Raw genomic sequence first — 17,657 nt, forward strand, 5'->3', positions numbered from 1 at the left:
TCGGTTAACCCTTTGCGATTTCCCAAGCTTCAGCCAGAAACAATCCAGCGCTGTTTGACCGTTGAAACGCGACAATCCAGGAGAGAGCCAAAGCATAGATCTTCTTCAGAGAAGAAGATCTTCGCCTCTCCCGCTGCCAAACGGACGTGACTGTCCACATGATCGTGAAGGGCCTCGGTCTGTTTGGGCAGCTCTGCTAGATTTTCGGACTGCAGACTTTCGGTGAAGGCGTTGAACAGGCGCAAGACGTTCCGACCTTCAAACATCAACAAACAACCCACTCAAGAAGCGCGGGTTCAATTTCCGCCCTCGCCTCCGCTTTCAAAATCGATGGAAGTGACGGGCTTCGCACCGCTAAAAGCTTTCCGTGTGCTTGTGCACCGTCTCCCGATAGACCGTTGGACTCTGTCCCACCCGGGCGCCGAATTGCTCCGCGAAGCTGCTGCCATCTACAAACCCGCATCGGACTGCGATCTGCGCTGCCGATAAGTTCGTTTCCTCCAGCAGCTTCATCCCAGCGGCGACGCGAGTCTTCATGAGAAACTCCTGCGGGCTGAAGCCGAAGGCCTGCTGAAAGCGGCGCTGAAAGTGGCGCATGGACAGGCCGCACTTGCGCGCCACTTCTGCCAGCAAGATGGGCGTCGCGTAGTCCTTCCTGATGATCTCCACCGCCTGGGCCACGCTTTGCAGCATGGGCAGCTTCATCTCATGCTCGGCTGCAGGTCGCACCACACCGGCGGTGCCGCAGATGCGGCCTTTGCTGTCCTTCAGCGGCAGCTTGCTGACAAACACCCAGTCCGGGCTGCCCTGCTTGTCAAACCACAGCTCCACACGCTCGATGCAGTGGTCCTTGCCGGAGAGCAGCCGCTCATCATCACTCACGTAGCCGGAGGCCATGGAATGCGGCGCCACATCAAAATCAGTTAGGCCGAGGATCTCCCTCTCATGGCGCAATTGGTGGTGCTGCAGGAAGCTCCGGCTGACCAGCATGAAGCGGCCTTTCGCATCCTTGCAGTAGAAGCAGACGCCGGGAAGATGGTCGAAAAGCGTGTGGAAATGCCCTGCCGGGTGCAGCTTTCCCAGCCAGGTGCCGCGTTCCCGCTCCAGGCTCTGGGAAGTTCTGCGGGCGCCGGGCCGTCTGGCTGACTTTGGCGCATTTGGCATAGGCTTTGTCGTCACGCCGGGTTTCTAGCCCGGTTATGAATGGCCTGTCAACGGCAGCCACGCTGTCATCCCAGGAATCCAACCCAGTCCGAACCCAGCCTATGTCCGCTCAGTTCCCCAACATTCCCCGCATCGCCTACGAAGGCGCGCAGTCAAAGAACCCCTTTGCTTTCAAGCACTACAATCCTGACGAGCTCGTCGAAGGCAAGTCCATGCGTGAGCACCTGCGCTTCTCCATGGTCTACTGGCACACCATGTGCGGCCAGGGCGCGGACATGTTTGGCGCTCCCACCGCCATCCGTCCGTGGGATGATGGCAAGAGCGGCCTCGATCAGGCCAAGGCCCGCGTGCCGGTGTTCTTCGAGATGGCTGAGAAGCTGCAGATGCCTTACTGGGCCTTCCATGACCGCGATATCTCCCCTCATGGCAAGACGCTTCGTGAGTCGAACGAGTGGCTCGACACCATCGTGGGTCTTTGCAAAGAACAACAGAAGCGCACGGGCATCAAGCTGCTCTGGGGCACCGCTCAGCTCTTTGTGCATCCGCGCTTCATGCACGGCGCCGCCACCTCGCCGAATGCCGAGGTCTTCGCTTTCGCCGCCGCGCAGGTGAAGAAGGCTCTCGAAGTCACCCATGAGCTGGGTGGTGAAGGCTACACCTTCTGGGGCGGCCGTGAAGGCTACATGACCCTCTGGAACACAGACATGAAGCGCGAGCTCGATCACCTCGCCAAGTTCCTCCACATGGCCGTCGACCATGCCAAGGCCATCGGTTTCAAAGGCCAGTTCTACATCGAGCCGAAGCCCAAGGAACCCACGAAGCATCAGTATGACAGCGATGCTGCCGCCTGCTTGAACTTCCTCCGCGAATACAACCTGCTCCCCTACTTCAAGCTCAACCTGGAGACCAACCACGCCACACTCGCAGGCCACTCCATGCAGCATGAAATGGAAGTCGCAGGTGCCGCCGGCGCTCTCGGCTCTCTGGATGCGAACACCGGTGACCTCCTCCTCGGCTGGGATACGGACCAGTTCCTGACCGATACTCCGGTCGCCACGCAGATGATGCTCTCCGCTCTGAAGTATGGCGGTCTCACCACCGGTGGTGTGAACTTCGATGCAAAGGTTCGCCGCGAGAGCATTGACCCTGAAGATCTCTTCTTCGCCCACATCGGCGGCATGGATGCCTTTGCCCGTGGTTTGAAGAACGCCGCCGCCATCCGCGCAGACGGCCGGATCGACCAGTTCATGAAGCAGCGCTACGCTTCCTGGGACACCGGCCTCGGTGCCCGCATCGAAGCTGGCCAGGAATCCTTCGCTTCTCTGGAAGCCTTCGCCCTGGAGAAGGGTGAAGCTGCTCCAAACATCAGCGGCCGTCAGGAATACCTGGAGAACATCGTCAACGAGCTCACCTGATTGATCCTCCATTAAAGAATCAGCCCCGCCGGGACATGTCCTGGCGGGGCTTTTTGTTATTCTTGTTCGCGAGGCGGAGGCGGTCAGTTCTTGCTGGGGCCTGCATCACCATCCCGGTTATACCCGCCGCCGAGAGCCTTGTAAGCTTTCACATAGGCGTTGAGCTGCTGCTGCTTGAGCTCGACCAGGTCGATCTTCGCCTCGAGCGCATCACGCTGGGTGATGAGCACTTCGGTGTAGTCCGCGCGGGCGGAGTTGAAGAGCTTGCCGGAAATGTCGATGGAGTCAGACAGCGCCTGCACCTGCTGGGTCTTGAGGTTGTAGCCCTGGTTCAGGTTCCGCATTTCGGCCAGCTGGTTCACCACCTCGATGTAGGCCTTCAGCACGGTCTGCTGATAGCTGTAGATGGCGGACACCTGCTTGGCGCTGGCACCATTGTAAGCGGCCTGGATCTGGCTGCGGTTGATCAGCGGAGTCACCAGGTTGGCGGCGGCTCCATAGACCAGGGATTCAGGCGTGGTGAAGACAGAATCCAGGCTGAAGGAGCGCAGTCCGAGGGCTGCATTGATGCTCAGCGCGGGGTAGAAGCGCGCACCTGCGGCCTTCACATCCAGACCAGCAGCGGCCAGTTCCAGTTCCGCCTGAAGCACGTCCGGACGGTTCCTCAGCAGCTCGGCAGGCAGACCGGCGCGGATGCCGGTGAGCATGAGGTGCTCAAAGCCGCCGGAACTGCGCTTCACATGCTGCGGATAGCGGCCGACCAGGTAGTTGATCTTGTTCTCCGTGACGACGATCTTCTGCTTGATCTCATACTGGTGGCTTTTGTTTTTCAGCACCTCGGCCTCGAATCGCCTAACCGCAAGCTCGGTCACCTTGGCGGCGTCCTTCTGCAGCTTCACGGCGCTCAGAGCGCTCTCCTGGATCTCGATCGTGCGCCCGAGGATGGAGAGCTGGTTGTCCAGGGCCATCAGTTCGTAGTAGGACTGGGCGATCTCGGAGACGATGTTCGTCACCATGAAGTTCCGGCCTTCCTGTGTGGCCAGGTAGTGCTTGATGGCGGAGTCGCGCTCGTTGCGCAGCTTCCTCCAGATGTCCACCTCCCATTCGAACTCGGCCACGGCGCCGAAGTTCGGCAGCGGGTCGGGGAATTCCTTGCCCTTCTTGACTTCGAGACCTTCCTCCACGGCGCCATCACGGGTGAAGCGGCTGGACTTCTCCAGGCCCGCCTCCGTGCCGAGGGTGATGAAGGGGAAGATGGCGCCCTTGCGCGCCTTCACCTCGCTCTTCGTCACCGCGATCTCCTGCATCAGGATGTTCAATTCCTGGTTATTCTGCAGCGCGGTGCTGATGAGGTTGGTCAGGTTCGAATCCTTGAAGTAATCACGCCATCCGATCTGTGCGGAGGAGCGCGCGGAGCCGCCTGCTCCGGGGAACTGCGCGGGCAGCGGCGGCTCGCTGGAGGGCAGCGGATCACGCTTGAGCCCTGAGCAGCCCTGCACCAGCAGGATCATGCTGGCCATGCCAAATATTTGAAAACTAGTCTTCACGTTCTTCATGGTCGGGAGGGGGGCTATCAATGATATTCGGGGATTTCACTCAGCGGTGTGTCGTGCTCATCTGGAAGGAGTTTTCCGCGATCAGAGAGCGTGGCGAAGATGTAGTAAAGGCCAGGAATGACAAGCAGACCCATCACCGTGCCGAGAAGCATGCCGCCAGCAGCAGAGGCACCGATGGTGCGGTTCGCGATGGCGCCTGCACCATGCGCACGCAGCAGCGGCACCATGCCCGCGATGAAGGCAAAGGAGGTCATCAAGATCGGGCGGAGACGAACCTTCGCACCTTCCACGGCGGCCTCAAAGATGGAGAGACCTTCGTGGTGTCGCTGCGCGGCGAACTCCACAATCAAGATGGCGTTCTTGCCGAGAAGACCCACGAGCATGATCAGGCCGACCTGCGCATAGATGTCATTGTCCAGGCCCATGGCTTTTAGCAGCGCGAAGGAACCCATGACGCCGACCGGCAGGGAAAGGATCACCGCCAGCGGCAGCATGAAGCTCTCATACTGGGCCACGAGCACGAGATACACGAAGGCGAGCACGATGATGAAGATGTAGAGCGCTTCATTGCCACGGCCCACTTCGTCGAACGAGAGACCCGCCCAGCCGATGTCATAGCCGCGCGGCAGAGTCGTTGCCGCCACTTCCTGGATGGCTTTGATGGCGTCACCGCTGCTGTAGCCGAGGGCTGGCGCGCCCTGGATGGACGGGGCAGGGTAGGCATTGTAACGGGTGATTTCGTTCAGGCCCTGCTTCGGCACCAGCTTCATGAAGGCCGAGTAGGGAACCATTTCACCCTTTTCGTTAGCCACATACATGTCGTCGAGGTCCGAGGGCATCTTGCGATACTTTGGATCCGCCTGCACATACAGCTTGAAGAACTGGCCGAACTTGATGAAGCCCTGCTCATACGTGCTCCCGATCATGATGCCGAGGTTGTCCATGGCCTTGCCGATGGAGACGCCCTTCTGCATGGCCACCTTGTTGTCGATCACGATCTCCTGCTGCGGGTAGTTGGCGCTGAAGAAGGTGAAGAGACCGCGCAGTTCCTTGCGCTTGTGCAGGGCTGCCATGAAGTCGTTGTTCACCACCTGCAGTTTGTCGTAGTCACCCGTGTTGGTCTTGTCCAGAAGACGCAGGGAGAAGCCGCCCGCCGCACCGTAGCCAGGCACCGCCGGGGGTTCGTAGAACTCAAACTGCGCACCGGAGATCTCTTTGCACCGGTGCTCCAGTTCCTCAATGACCTGCGGGGCGGTGAGTTTACGGTCGTCCCAGCTTTTCAGGTTGATCAAGCAGGTGCCGGCGTTGGAGCCACGGCCTTCCGTCAGCACTTCGTAACCTGCCAGAGTCGAGACGGATTCGACGCCTTCGATGCCCTTGGCGACTTTCTGCAGCTCCTCAGACTTCGCGTAGGTTCGCTCCAGGGTGGAACCCGGAGGTGTCTGAAGGATGGCGTAGATCATACCTTGGTCCTCTGCCGGAATGAAACCAGCAGGCAGCGCTTCATTCAGATAGTAGGTCGCTGCACCGGAGGCACCCAAAACAATGAGCGTCACGATCCACCGGTGAGCGATCCTCTTGAGCAGGGCCTCATACATGTCAGTGACCCTGTCAAAAATGCGGTTAAAGATATCCAGGAAGATCGCGATCGGTCCGCGCCATTTCTTCTTCTCGTGACTAGGCTTCTTCAAAAGCATGGCGCACAAGACGGGCGCGAGCGTGAGAGCCATGACCCCGGAGAGCACGATGGACACGGCCATGGTGATGGAGAACTCGCGGTAGAACACACCCACAGGACCTGGCATAAACGTGACCGGCACGAACACCGCCGTCATCACCAGCGTGATGGCAATAATGACGCCTGCGATCTCATGCAGCACCATCTTGGTCGCCGCGTAGGGAGACATGTGCTCCTTGCCATGCATCTTAGCATGCACGGCCTCCACCACCACGATGGCGTTGTCCACCACGATACCGATGGCCAGCACCAGGGCGAAGAGGGTGATGAGGTTGATCGTCACCCCGAAGCATTGCATCAGGAAGAAGGCACCGATGAGTGACACGGGCACGGCCAGTGTCGGGATCAGCGTGGAGCGCCAGTCCCCGAGGAAGACGAACACCACGAGCGCCACGAGGACGAAGGCTTCTGCCAGCGTGTGCAGCACTTTCTCAATGGAAGCATCAAGGAAGTTCGAGACGTCATAGCTGATCTTGTAGTCCATGCCGGAGGGGAAGGACTTCTCTTTAAACTCAGCCAGCTTCGCCTTGATCTCCTTGATAACTTCATGCGCATTACTGCCGAAGCTCTGCTTGATCACAATAGCGGCGGAAGGGCTGCCATCGAGGTCGGAGTAAAGATCGTAGAACTCACTGCCGAGCTCCACGGTGGCCACATCCTTCAGGCGCAGTAGCTCGCCCTCTTCGGTGGCGCGCAGGATCACGTTTTCATACTGCTCCTGGGTATTGAAGCGGCCTGAGTAGGTCAGCACATACTCCAGGGCCTGGGAGGTCTTGCTGTCCGCACGGCCGAGACGGCCGGGGGATCCGATGACGCTCTGCTCGGCCAGCGCTTCCATGACCTTCTCCGTGGAGATTTTATAGGCACGCATGCGGTCCGGCTTCAGCCAGATGCGCATGGCATACTGGCGGGTGCCCAGGATCTTGGCGGAACCCACGCCGCGGATACGGCTCAGCTCGGGGATGAGGTTGATGTAACCGTAGTTGAACAGAAACTGCATGTCCGCGTTCTTGTCCGTGCTGTACAGGTTCACATACATGAGCATGTTCGGCGTGAGGTTGTTCACCACCACACCTTCACGCTGCACCAGGGGAGGAAGACGGCTCATCACCTGGTTCACGCGGTTCATCACGTTCACCGTCGCCTGGTTGGGGTCGGTGCCCATGTTGAAGATCACCTGGATGGTGGCCTCGCCCGCGCTGGTGGCATCGGACGTCATATACTTCATGTTAGGCACGCCATTGATGGAGCGCTCCAGCGGGATGAGGCAGGACTCCTCCAGCACCTTGGCGCTCGCGCCAGGGTAGTCGAGGGTGACCATGACCACCACCGGCGCCACATCCGGGAACTGGGAGATGGGCAGGGTGACGATGGAGAGGCCGCCCAGGAACAGGATGAGCAGCGAAATGACGATGGCCAGGGCTGGCCTGTGGAGGATCTTGGTGAACATGGTCGGATTCTCCGGAGTTATTCAGCGCGCAGTTTGAGGTTCTTGAAAGCCTCCGCGGGCTCCTGGAACTCATACTCGGCCTTCGTGCCGCTCTTCGCCTGGCGCAGTCCTTCGAGCACGATCTTGTCATTCTCGTTCACGCCTTCGCTGATGATGAAGAGATCCTCGATCTCCTCGCTGATGTGCACACGCTGCTGCGTCAGCACATCATCTTTTCCGACAACGAACACATAGTGATGGTCCAGCACCTCAAACGTGGCTTTCTGCGGGATCAGGATCGCTCCCTTCACCTGCTTTTTCATCAGGATGTTCCCCGTTCCACCATGACGGAGCAGGCGGTCTGGATTCGGGAAGTCTGCACGGAAGGGGATGGTGCCGGTCTCGTTGTTAAACTCAGCCTCGATGACATTGACGCGGCCCTTCTCTTTGAAGGCCTGACCGTTTGCCATCACCAGAGTGACGGCCTTGCGGTCTTCCGGCTGTTCTTCAGATGCATAGTCCAGGTACTCAGCCTCCGGCACATTGAAGTAAACCCACATCTCGCTGTTGTCAGAGAGCTTGATCAGCAAGTCGCCTTCGTCCAGAAGGCTGCCCTGTCGCACTTCCAGGCGGTCCAGCAGGCCGGAGAAGGGTGCCTTGATGTCCGTGAAACCAAGATGCGTCTGCGCTAGGTTCACCTGTGCCAGAGTCTTCTCCAGCTTGGCCTTGGAGATGGCCAGCTCGGTTTCAGACACCACCTTGCTGTCGGAGAGACGCTTCGTGTTTTCATACTCCACCCGCGCTGCCTGGGACTCAGCCTCTGCGCTTTTGAGTTCAGCCTGGTAAACCAGCGGCTGGATCTTAAACATGGGGTCGCCCTCTTTGACCAGCTGGCCCTCTTTGACAAAGGTGGACTGCAGGTAGCCGCGCTCCAGGGCACGCACCTCGATGTTGCTGCGAGAGCGGATCTGGCACACGTAATCACGCGTGACCACGGTGTCCTTCTTCAGCGGACGGGTGACGATGAGCTTGGATTTATGCTCCTCATGCTCTTCATGGCCACCCTCCTCATGGTGCTCGCCTTCACCTTTGGCCTTGTCGGCGTGCTCTCCATGCGCTTCTTGCGCTTCGTCTTTCTGTTTGTTGCAGCTGCTCGGGACAGAGTTTGCCAGCAGGCTGGCGAGCATGAGATACTTCCAAGTCATAGGGATAGAGAGGGGGAGTTACGCTGGGAACAAAGCCACAATCCCCCCGGAAATCCTATACCCTCAGCAGGGGGTTTTTGACTCACCCCGGGCACCATCAAAAAAGCCTGATTTTTTCTGCTATTTCTGGCGTGATCGAAGCGCCTGCCTCCTGGGGAGGTAGAGCTCTTGGGGTGCGTTTATCTTTGAAAATCAACGAAATGTGCTATCTTTTTGGGCTTGGGAGGTCCTCTGGCCGCCTCTGGTGAACGGGCATCACCTGGAGGCGGTATCCCACCCCTTCCTCCCCCCTGGCAGCAGGGGGCATCCCCCTTACTTGGAGGCATCCGCCGCCCGCCACAAATACCACGCTGCGAGGGTGCGATGAGGCTTCCATTTCTTGTCCGCGTGAGCCTGAAGCTTCTTGGGTTTCGGCATCTCGGCGAGCTTCTTGGTTACCCGCCAGCCATTGCGCACGCCGTAGTCATCGGAGGGAAACACATCGCCACGACCCAGCGTGAAAATGAGCAGCATCTGCACCGTCCAGCGACCCACGCCGCGGACCTCCACCAGTCGCTCGATCAACTCCTCATCACTCAGCTTCATGGCTGCTGCCCGTGTGGGAATATGACCCGAGGCGGCCTTCGCGGCGATGTCGCGGATGGACGTGAGTTTGCTCAAAGAGAAGCCGCAACTGCGAAGTGCCGCTTCATCAAGCTCCAGCACCTGCGCCGGAGTCGGAAAGCGTGTGCCGGGAAACAGCGCCTTGAAGCGCTTCAAAATGGCTTCCGCAGCATTTGCATGAAGCTGCTGATGCGCCACGGCACTGACCAGTGCTTCATAAGGAGAGCGCTTGGCTTCGGCTTTGAGATCACAGGGACCATGAGCGAGGATCAGTCGCTTCATGATGGCGCAGCGCTTGGACAGATGGGCTTCAGCTTCGGAGTGCATCACCAGCACTGTAAAAGCATCCAGCGGATTGCCAGCATGATGTCAGGATGAACACTATCAAACTTTCTCCACCCGCGCAGCACTACGTCTGGAGGTCGGCTGGCGGCCTGTTACTCCATCTCCGCTGGTTCAATGTTCGGATGACAAAGACCATGCCAATCATGAAGACCAGCAGCAGACGGCAAACTTGCCGGACTCTTGGTGCTCGATAAATGGCGACCGGCAGCGTGATCAACCCTACGATGATCACTGGCAGGCCGAAAACCAAGATGCCGAAGAGGAAGCTATCGCTCGGCCCTTGCTTCACGATCTCATAAATACCACCTGCGACCGCCGGGACCAGCAGAACAAGCATTGCACCAACTACGATAGACTCGATAAGCTTCATGCTGCGAATCCTATCTGGGCACGTCTTCCGTCATCAAGCCTTCTCCACCCGCACCGCGCTGTGCTTGTAGCTCGGCTGCCGGCTATACGGGTCAAAGGAGGCGTAAGTGAGCTGGTTCACGCGATTGTCATGCATCGGCAGGAAGACCTCTCCAGGATTCACGCAGGTGGTTAGGCGCGCTTTGGCGGTCAGTTCAGCACGAGGTGAGATCACTCGCACGCTCATGCCATCGCTGATCTTGAGGTGTCGTGCATCGTTCACATTGAGATCGAGCATGAGCTCTTCCGGGATCATCTTCGCGAGCACGGCTGATTTACCGGTGCGTGTTTCCGTATGCCACTGCGCACTGGTGCCACGACCGGTGATCAGCACGAGCGGATACTCATCGCGAGCTTGGTCCGGGATCTCCGTCGGTGGATCGAAGATGAACTTGGCCTTCTTGTCCAATGTGTAGAACTTGCCATCGGCGAAGAGCCTGCGCTGCTTGGAGGTGGAGACATCAAACTTGGCGGCCTGCTCGCGATTCAGCGGCCACTGCACGCCGCCGCTTTTGCGCAGCATCTCATGGCCGTTGATGCCGGTGATGTCACAGGGCTGGTTCTCGGTGCAGCGTTGCAGCACGCGAAAGACGGCCTCAGGGCTCGTCCAGCCACGGAAGAGATCATCACAACCCCAGTAGTGGGCGATGAGGCGGAAGATGTGGAAGTCTGCGAGTGCCTGACCTGGAGCACGGCGCACCTTCGGGCTGTAGCCGATGCGGCGCTCGCTATTGATGAAGCAGCCTTCCTTCTCACCCCAGCCCGCGGCAGGCAGCACAAGATGCGCGCGCTTCGCCGTTTCGGTGCTGCAATACATGTCCTGCACCACGATGAAGTCGAGCTTGTCCAGGATGCGATTGAAGCGGCTCTGATCGATCCACGAATGGCTCGGGTTCGTGGCCACAAACCAGATGGCCTTGACCTTGCCACTGTCTGCCGCGTCCAAGATTTGATCATAAGCCAGGCTCGGCTGATCGGGGATGCGATGCACCGGGATGCCTGTGGCAGCGGCGACCTTCTCACGATGCGCGAGATTGCGGAAGTCATGACCACCCAGCAGGCTGGTGGTGTTTGAGAACAAGCGCGATCCCATCGCATTGCACTGACCCGTGATGGAGTTCGCACCCGTGCCGGGCTTGCCGATGTTCCCCGTCATCAGCGCGAGATTGATGATGGCCTGCGCGGTGCGTGTGGCCTGATGACCTTGGTTCACACCCATGGTCCACCAGAAGGAGACACGCGGTGTGCCTTTGATGATGGTTTGCGCGAACTTGTTCAACTGCTCCACGCTGATGCCGGTCTCGGCAGACACACGATCAGGCGTGTAGTCAGCGACGAACTTCGCGAACTCCTCAAAGTTGTTCGTGTGCTCGTTGATGAAGTTTTGGTTAACGCCACCTTCACGAATGATGAGGTGGGCAATGCCGTAGAGCAGCGTGAGATCACTCTTCGGTTTGATGGCATAGTGCTGCGTGGCCGCCATCGCGGTCTCCGTCTTGCGCGGATCCACCACGATGATCTCCGGATTGCGCTCATTGCTCAGCACCCGCTGCCACATGATGGGATGGGCAATGCAGGGGTTCGCGCCGATGAAGACCAGCACGTCACTTTCCTCAAAGTCCGCATAGGTGAAGGGCGGCGCATCAAAGCCGAAGCTCTCTTTATAAGCAGTGACCGCAGTGGCCATGCACTGGCGCGTATTGCCATCGCCATGCAGCATGCCCATGCCGAACTTCGCGAGCGATCCGAGGAAGGCCATCTCCTCAAACATGATCTGGCCGGTGCTCAGAAACGCCGCAGCCTCGCGACCATGCGTGTCGAGGATGCCCTTCATCTTCTCGCAGAAGTATTTCAGCGCCACATCCCACTCCACAGGCTTGCCATGAAGCAGTGGCATGGTAGCGCGATCTGGCGCATCCAGAACCGCCAGAGCTTCCCAGCCTTTGGGGCAGGCTGTGCCGAGGTTCACCGGATAGTCAGGATCCGGCGTGAGGTTGATGGCCTCGCCATCTTTGAGATGCAGCTTTAAGCCACAGCCCGTGGAGCAGAAGCCGCAGATGGCTTTCGTTGTCGCATCTGGCAGCAGGCGTGATGGAACCTGGCCGAGTCCGAACTTGGCGGGCTCTCGCACAAGGTCAGAGGTGAGCGGGCCGTCCCACTCGCGAAAGGTCATGGCTGGTGCGGTGATCATGATCAGTTCCCTGGCATTTTAGAGCCTGCCGCGGCGGTGAAGAAATAGAGGCGCTCGACGAGCTGGCTGGCAGAGGTCATCAGCAGTGAGACAATGAGCATCCAGTGTGCCGGGGCACCTCCGGCGATGGCCACAGGAATCACAAGACCTGTCATCACGAGGCTGAGTCCGCGCAGCTCAATGTGATGCGAGAGATGCTTCCGGATGACCAGCGCGGATTTGTGCCAGGGAGTCGTTTCATCTTCCAAGGCCAGACGATAGCGTGAGATCTCCCAAAGAGAGAGGATCCAGCGCAGCACGACCTTGATGCCCATGGCCCAGTAGACAGCAGCGACTCCAAAGAAAATCCACACGGCGGCGCACACGCAGCCACCAAGCAGCAGCATGGTGCCGAAGAACTTGCCTGAGGTCATCGACAGCGACCAAAACGGCCGCCTTGTGTCCACATACACCATCACGGAGCAAAACACGGCGGCGAGCGCTGCCACAGCCGTGCCAGTCACCGCGAGTCGCATCCATTCCATATTGTCAAACCACCACGCAGCCGCGATGGCTGCACCACCGCCGGGCAGCGCCCCGAAGGCGAGGATCTCGCGTGAGAGCCAGGACTTTCTCCAGCCCATGAAGGCGCGCCAGGCTTTCAGAGGCTGCCCGAGGTGCAGCACGCTCAGTTGGATGCCGACCAGCCCAATCAAAAGTGCGACAGCGCTGGTGATGGCGGCTTGCTGGAGGGTCAGCGCATTCAGCCACATGGCGATGGCGCAGCCGATAAAGGTGCCAGCGCTCATCTGCGTGAGCACCAGCATCCAGGAGAGCGGTGTGTGGCCGTGATCCAGCTCGATGCGGCCTGAGTCCGCGGCCTTCGCCGCAACAGGCACTGGCTTACTGGAGATGTAGGTGGTGGTGGGCCGAGTGTATTTGGAATCAAACGCTCCCGGGATGATGCTGCCGCTCTCCTGGACGAGATCATGACGAATGATCTTGATCTGGATGGCCTCGTTCGGGCAGGCCTGCACACAGGCAGGGGCTTCACCTTCGGCAAGGCGGCCCTGGCACATGTCGCACTTGCGCACGATGCCGCGCTTGAAGTTAAACTTCGGGACGTCATACGGGCATTTCAGGATGCAGTAGCTGCAGCCGATGCACTGGTCGTCCAAGTGCCTAACAATGCCTGTGACAGGGTTTTTATCATAAGCCAGCACGGGGCAGCCGTCCGCGCAGGCGGGCTCCACACAGTGGTGGCAAGCCGTGGTGACGGTTTGCAGATAGGGCTGCTTTCTCGTGCCGACGAGCAGGCCCATGTCTCGCCAGGACTCGCCTTCATCGAGACCATTCAGCGAGTGGCAGGCGGCCACGCAGGCCTTGCAGCCGGTGCATTCATCCAGGTGCACTTCAAAGGCATACTGCTCACCACGCGTGGGCTTCGAGAGCGGGATGAGGTGGGAGAAACGATCACGGACAGGCTTGGAATCATACTCCTCGGAGAAGAGCGCCACCGGCGTCCCCAGGGTCTTCTGCTCCTTCAGCAGTTCCTCAAGCAGAGACTCCTGGGTGAGTGAGCGCGTCTGAGATCCTGGTGGCGATGATTCACCGTCTCCGCCACCCGGCTGAGACACAGAGCAGCGTGTCCCTACCGTTGACGTTGGGGATTGTGAGAGGTCGACCACCATGACTTGTGCCTCATGCTTCGCTGAAGATTTCCTGGAGCTGCCCCACCGTGTGGCGGTTGCAGAAGGCGTGGAAGGACTCGTCCGGCGTGCGCTTCGCGAGATAGCCTTTCAACATCTGCTCCAGCGTGGTGCCGAGAGATTCGAAGGCCACGCCGCTGAAGATCTGACGGCCGATCTTGCGGTTCTCACCGAAGCCGCCGCCGACGGTGACGTGGTAGCCTTCACCGCTTTCAGACTTCACCTTGGTGCCGAGGAGTCCGATGTCTCCCATGAAGTGCTGGGCGCAGGAGTGGGCACAGCCGGTGAAGTGAACGTTCACGGGCTTGTCCAGCTTCACGCGCTTGTCCAGGTAGTCCATCATGGCGATGGCGTGGCCCTTGGTGTCGCTGGCGGCGAATTTGCAATATTTGTTACCCGTGCAGGCCACGAAGCCATTGCGCAGCGGGGAGGTCTCGCAGGGGAAGCCGAGCTTCTTGAGAGACTTCGCCAGCGTGGCGGCATAGGCGGCCTTGACGTTCGGGATGATGAAGTTCTGCCACACGGTGAGGCGCACTTCGCCGCTGCCATAGCTTTCGGCGAGATCGGCCACGCGCTCGAGCTGCTTGGCGGTCATCTGACCCACGGGAACAGTGGCGCCGACATAGACGAGACCTTCCTGCTTCTGCGGGTAGGTGCCGACGTGTGAGTGGCCCTGCTGGGAGAACGTGCGCTTCTCCTGAATCGGTGAATCCGGAGCGAGGCGGGTGAGCTTGAACTTGAGGAACTTTTCTGTCTCCACGAGCACGCCATCGAGTCCTTTATCCTCCACGACATACTTGAAGCGTGCCTTCTTGCGGTTCGTGCGGTCACCGAACTGGATGAACACGCGCAGCAGAGCGACCATGACGTCGTTGAGTTGCTCGGGCTTCACCAGCACACCCCAGTCGCTGGCGAAAGTCTGGTGACCTGTGACACCTCCGAGCGCGATGCGGAAGTAGACCCCTGGCTCGATGCCTTCGCTGTTCTCGCCGATCTTCACCGCGCTCGCGCCGATGTCGTTCGTGTCTTCAACCGAAGAGATCAGGCCGCCGCCATCGTAGGCGATGTTGAACTTGCGCGGCAGATCGTAGAACTCCTTGGAGGCGATGATCAGCGTGGCCAGCTCATTCACCAGCGGGCGCACATCGATGAGCTCGTAAGGATCATAACCCGCGCAAGGGTTCATCGTGATGTTGCGGATGTTGTCCGCACCCGCGCCTTTGGAGTGCAAACCACAGCCCTGGATGCGGCGAAGCACATCTGGGCAGTTTTTAGGCTCGATCAGACGAATCTGGAAGTTGTTGCGCGTGGTGATCTGAATGTAACCCGTGGTCAGTTCACGCGAGATCGCCGCGAGTTCACGAAGCTGGTAGCTTTTCACGATGCCACCCGGAATACGCAGGCGGCACATGTAGCCATCCTTCACCGGGTTCAGCCAGAAGAGGCCGTTCCACTTGTAACGAAACACCGACTCAGGCTCAGGCTTCGCATTCCAGCGCGCATCCATCACTAGCTGCTCGATGGCATCGAAAGGATGCAGCTCACGCTTGATGCGCTCTTCCTTGGTCAGTTCGTCCAAGGATGGACCTGATGGCGCAGCGGCTGCAGCCGGAGCTGCTGAAATATCTCCAAAGGAAACTCCTCCGGCGGAGACTCCGGCGAAGAAGCCTTCGAGATAACGTTTCTGCTCTGACGAAAAATCGCCAACTGTGTCTTTTGAGGATTGAGGTGTTAAAAGAGCGTTCATAGAATAATGACCAAGGTTCAGGCACCAATGACCAAGGAATGACCAAGAAGCCCAATGACCAACAAGGCAGTACTGGAGATGGCGGGGATCAGCCTCCGTTTGATCTGGAGGAGCGGACGGCGTTGTTTGGCGAGATGGTGATCGAGTTCTGTCGTTCGGTTAAGGAAGACAGTGTGACCCGGCCTTTGATCAGCCAGCTTGTGCGCAGTGGCACCAGCGTGGGCGCGAACTACGGCGAGGCTGATGAGGCTGTGTCGAGGAAAGAGTTTATGAATAAGATTGGCACCTGTAAGAAGGAGTCGAAAGAGACTCGTCACTGGGTGCGGATGATTGTGAAAGCCTGCCCTGATAAAAGAAATGCAGCTGTTCCGGTTTGGAAGGAAGCGAATGAGCTTCTGCTCATCTTTGCGGCTATCTACCGGCAGAAATAGATCCCGAGGTGGGAATGACCAAGCTGCATTTGCGAGCTTGCATGGGCATTGAGTTTTGGCGTTTGGGATTTCCTTGGTCATTGGCATGCTTGGAAATTGGTCATTCTCAATAGACATCGCGGGCATACCGCTTGGCCTTCTTCATCTCGTTCACATAGGCGGCGGCCTCTTCGACTGTCTTGCCGCCGGCGGTCTGGATGATCTCGTGCAGGGCTTGATCCACATCCTTGGCCATGCGCTTGGCATCACCGCAGACGTAGAAGTAGGCGCCTTCCTCCAGCCACTGCCAGAGTTCGCTAGCAGCCTGCATCATGCGGGTCTGGACGTAGATCTTCTCTTCCTGGTCGCGGCTGAAGGCCGTGTCCAGGCGTGTGAGGTGACCAGTCTGCACCCAACCAATGATTTGATCATGGTAAAGGAAGTCAGTGGTGCGCTTCTGGTCACCGAAGAACAGCCAGTTCTTGCCGGGAGCTTTCGTGACTTCACGCTCTTCGAGGAAGGCGCGGAAGGGGGCGATGCCTGTTCCCGGGCCGACCATGATGACCGGCTTGCTGAGATCTGTCGGCAGGCGGAAGTGATTCGCCGCGTGGAAGTAGATGCCGGTGGTTTCGCCGAGCGGCAGGCGGTCGGAGAGGAAGGTGCTGGCCACACCTTTGTGCTGCACGCCATCCGTGCTGTAGCGCACCGCGCCGACGCAGAGATGAACTTCATCCGGATGGGCATTGACGCTGGAGGCGATGGAGTAGAGACGCGGCTGAAGCTTGCGCAGACCTTCGATGAAGGCTGGAAGCGCGATGCCTGCCTCGGGTGTCTTGCCCACGAGGTGACGCACTTCGAAGTGCTTGATCATCGCCTCACGCAGCGCGCAGGTGGCACCGCTTTCGAGTGTGATGGTGGCCTCTGGATCAAAGGCATGAGCGGCGATGATGCTGTCCACGACCTCAGCGCAGTTCTGCACGAAGACGCCGAGCGCATCACCCACTTCATAGGTGAGGCCGCTGCCTTTCAGGCTGAAGGCAATGTGGCGTGTGTCCTTGCTGCTGTTGGAGGCGTTCAGTGCGACATTGGCGAGCAGTGGGGAGGGGAAGGGGTTCTTCTTGGTGTAGCCGGTTTCCTTCTCCTCTTCTGCTGCAGGCGCTGCTGCGGCGCTGTCGCTGCCGCTGAGCAGGGTGAAGGCATTCGTGGACCACTTCTTGGCGAGGTCATCGAAGTCCACATCGCAGTCCACGCGATCCACGATGCGCGTGGCACCAAGTTCAGCGAGACGCTCATCGAGCTTCTTGCCGGCGAGACAGAAGGTGTCGCCGTAGTTTTTGTCGCCGAGGGCGAGCACGCTGTACTGCACGCCTTCGAGTTTCGGGCTGCTGCCATTCTGATTGATGGCATCCCAGAAGGAGATGGCGTTGTCTGGCATGTCGCCCTCACCCCAGGTGGAGGTGATGAGCAGGACGTTCTTGTCCTTGAGGAGATCGGCGGGTTGCAACGAGTCGAGACCGGCGGCTCGCGCCGCGAAGCCTCGACCCGTTGCTTCCCTGGCCAGCCGCTTGGCCAAACTTTCTGCATTGCCGCTCTGGCTGCCGAAGGCGATGAGGAGCGGGCGTTTTGCCTCCGCAGGAGCAGCAGCCACAGCTGCCGCGCCACCACGGCTGAGGACACCGGCGAGGAAGCCATTGAGCCAGAAGCGTTGCTCGGCGGTGAAGGGGGCGTTTTCAGGAATGAGCGGGACGTGTGTCATGA

At 59.1% G+C, this 17,657-nt stretch carries 13 protein-coding genes; 2 read left to right on the plus strand and 11 right to left on the minus strand.

Going from position 1 to position 17,657, the window contains the following annotated elements; all coding sequences use genetic code 11:
• Nucleotides 1–29: 29 nt before the first annotated feature.
• On the minus strand, nt 30–266 hold the full coding sequence (locus BGE01nite_RS06775; protein WP_146849673.1) for a hypothetical protein: 237 nt from the start codon (nt 264–266) through the stop codon (nt 30–32).
• Between the two features lie 88 nt (nt 267–354).
• A complete protein-coding gene (locus BGE01nite_RS06780; protein ID WP_246145674.1) occupies nt 355–1,179 on the minus strand; it encodes an AraC family transcriptional regulator in 825 nt (274 codons plus the stop codon).
• An 86-nt stretch (nt 1,180–1,265) separates the two neighbouring features.
• Here BGE01nite_RS06780 and xylA point away from each other — a divergent pair, with 86 nt between their 5' ends.
• Complete coding sequence (gene xylA / locus BGE01nite_RS06785; protein ID WP_146849674.1) at nt 1,266–2,579, plus strand: xylose isomerase; 1,314 nt, start codon at nt 1,266–1,268, stop codon at nt 2,577–2,579.
• Between the two features lie 83 nt (nt 2,580–2,662).
• Here xylA and BGE01nite_RS06790 read toward each other — a convergent pair whose 3' ends face one another.
• The 8 genes from BGE01nite_RS06790 to BGE01nite_RS06825 all read right to left on the minus strand — a co-directional run bounded on the left by BGE01nite_RS06790 (nt 2,663) and on the right by BGE01nite_RS06825 (nt 15,489).
• Nucleotides 2,663–4,135, minus strand: a complete 1,473-nt coding sequence (locus tag BGE01nite_RS06790; protein ID WP_146849675.1) for a TolC family protein — start codon at nt 4,133–4,135, stop codon at nt 2,663–2,665.
• Nucleotides 4,136–4,152: 17 nt separating this feature from the next.
• Nucleotides 4,153–7,323 carry an efflux RND transporter permease subunit gene (locus BGE01nite_RS06795; protein ID WP_146849676.1) on the minus strand — a complete coding sequence of 1,057 codons (3,171 nt, stop codon included), beginning with the start codon at nt 7,321–7,323 and terminating at the stop codon, nt 4,153–4,155.
• Nucleotides 7,324–7,340: 17 nt separating this feature from the next.
• A complete protein-coding gene (locus tag BGE01nite_RS06800) occupies nt 7,341–8,507 on the minus strand; it encodes an efflux RND transporter periplasmic adaptor subunit (protein ID WP_146849677.1) in 1,167 nt (388 codons plus the stop codon).
• 312 nt (nt 8,508–8,819) lie between these two features.
• Nucleotides 8,820–9,392, minus strand: coding sequence for a DNA-3-methyladenine glycosylase family protein (locus BGE01nite_RS06805; RefSeq protein ID WP_218032918.1), 573 nt, complete (start codon nt 9,390–9,392; stop codon nt 8,820–8,822).
• Nucleotides 9,393–9,519: 127 nt separating this feature from the next.
• On the minus strand, nt 9,520–9,825 hold the full coding sequence (locus tag BGE01nite_RS06810; protein WP_146849679.1) for a hypothetical protein: 306 nt from the start codon (nt 9,823–9,825) through the stop codon (nt 9,520–9,522).
• A 33-nt stretch (nt 9,826–9,858) separates the two neighbouring features.
• Complete coding sequence (locus BGE01nite_RS06815; RefSeq protein ID WP_146849680.1) at nt 9,859–12,054, minus strand: molybdopterin oxidoreductase family protein; 2,196 nt, start codon at nt 12,052–12,054, stop codon at nt 9,859–9,861.
• Nucleotides 12,055–12,056: 2 nt separating this feature from the next.
• Nucleotides 12,057–13,670 carry a DmsC/YnfH family molybdoenzyme membrane anchor subunit gene (locus BGE01nite_RS06820; RefSeq protein WP_170266648.1) on the minus strand — a complete coding sequence of 538 codons (1,614 nt, stop codon included), beginning with the start codon at nt 13,668–13,670 and terminating at the stop codon, nt 12,057–12,059.
• A gap of 64 nt (nt 13,671–13,734) precedes the next feature.
• Nucleotides 13,735–15,489 (minus strand): NirA family protein, encoded by a 1,755-nt coding sequence (locus BGE01nite_RS06825; RefSeq protein ID WP_146849682.1) that lies wholly within the window; start codon nt 15,487–15,489, stop codon nt 13,735–13,737.
• A 38-nt stretch (nt 15,490–15,527) separates the two neighbouring features.
• Here BGE01nite_RS06825 and BGE01nite_RS06830 point away from each other — a divergent pair, with 38 nt between their 5' ends.
• Nucleotides 15,528–15,920 (plus strand): four helix bundle protein, encoded by a 393-nt coding sequence (locus BGE01nite_RS06830; RefSeq protein WP_146849683.1) that lies wholly within the window; start codon nt 15,528–15,530, stop codon nt 15,918–15,920.
• Between the two features lie 106 nt (nt 15,921–16,026).
• Here the strand turns inward: BGE01nite_RS06830 and BGE01nite_RS06835 are convergent, their stop codons facing one another.
• Nucleotides 16,027–17,655, minus strand: coding sequence for a diflavin oxidoreductase (locus tag BGE01nite_RS06835; protein ID WP_146849684.1), 1,629 nt, complete (start codon nt 17,653–17,655; stop codon nt 16,027–16,029).
• Nucleotides 17,656–17,657 lie beyond the last annotated feature (2 nt).

The organism is Prosthecobacter gellanilyticus (assembly GCF_007992435.1).
Lineage (GTDB): Bacteria > Verrucomicrobiota > Verrucomicrobiia > Verrucomicrobiales > Verrucomicrobiaceae > Prosthecobacter > Prosthecobacter gellanilyticus.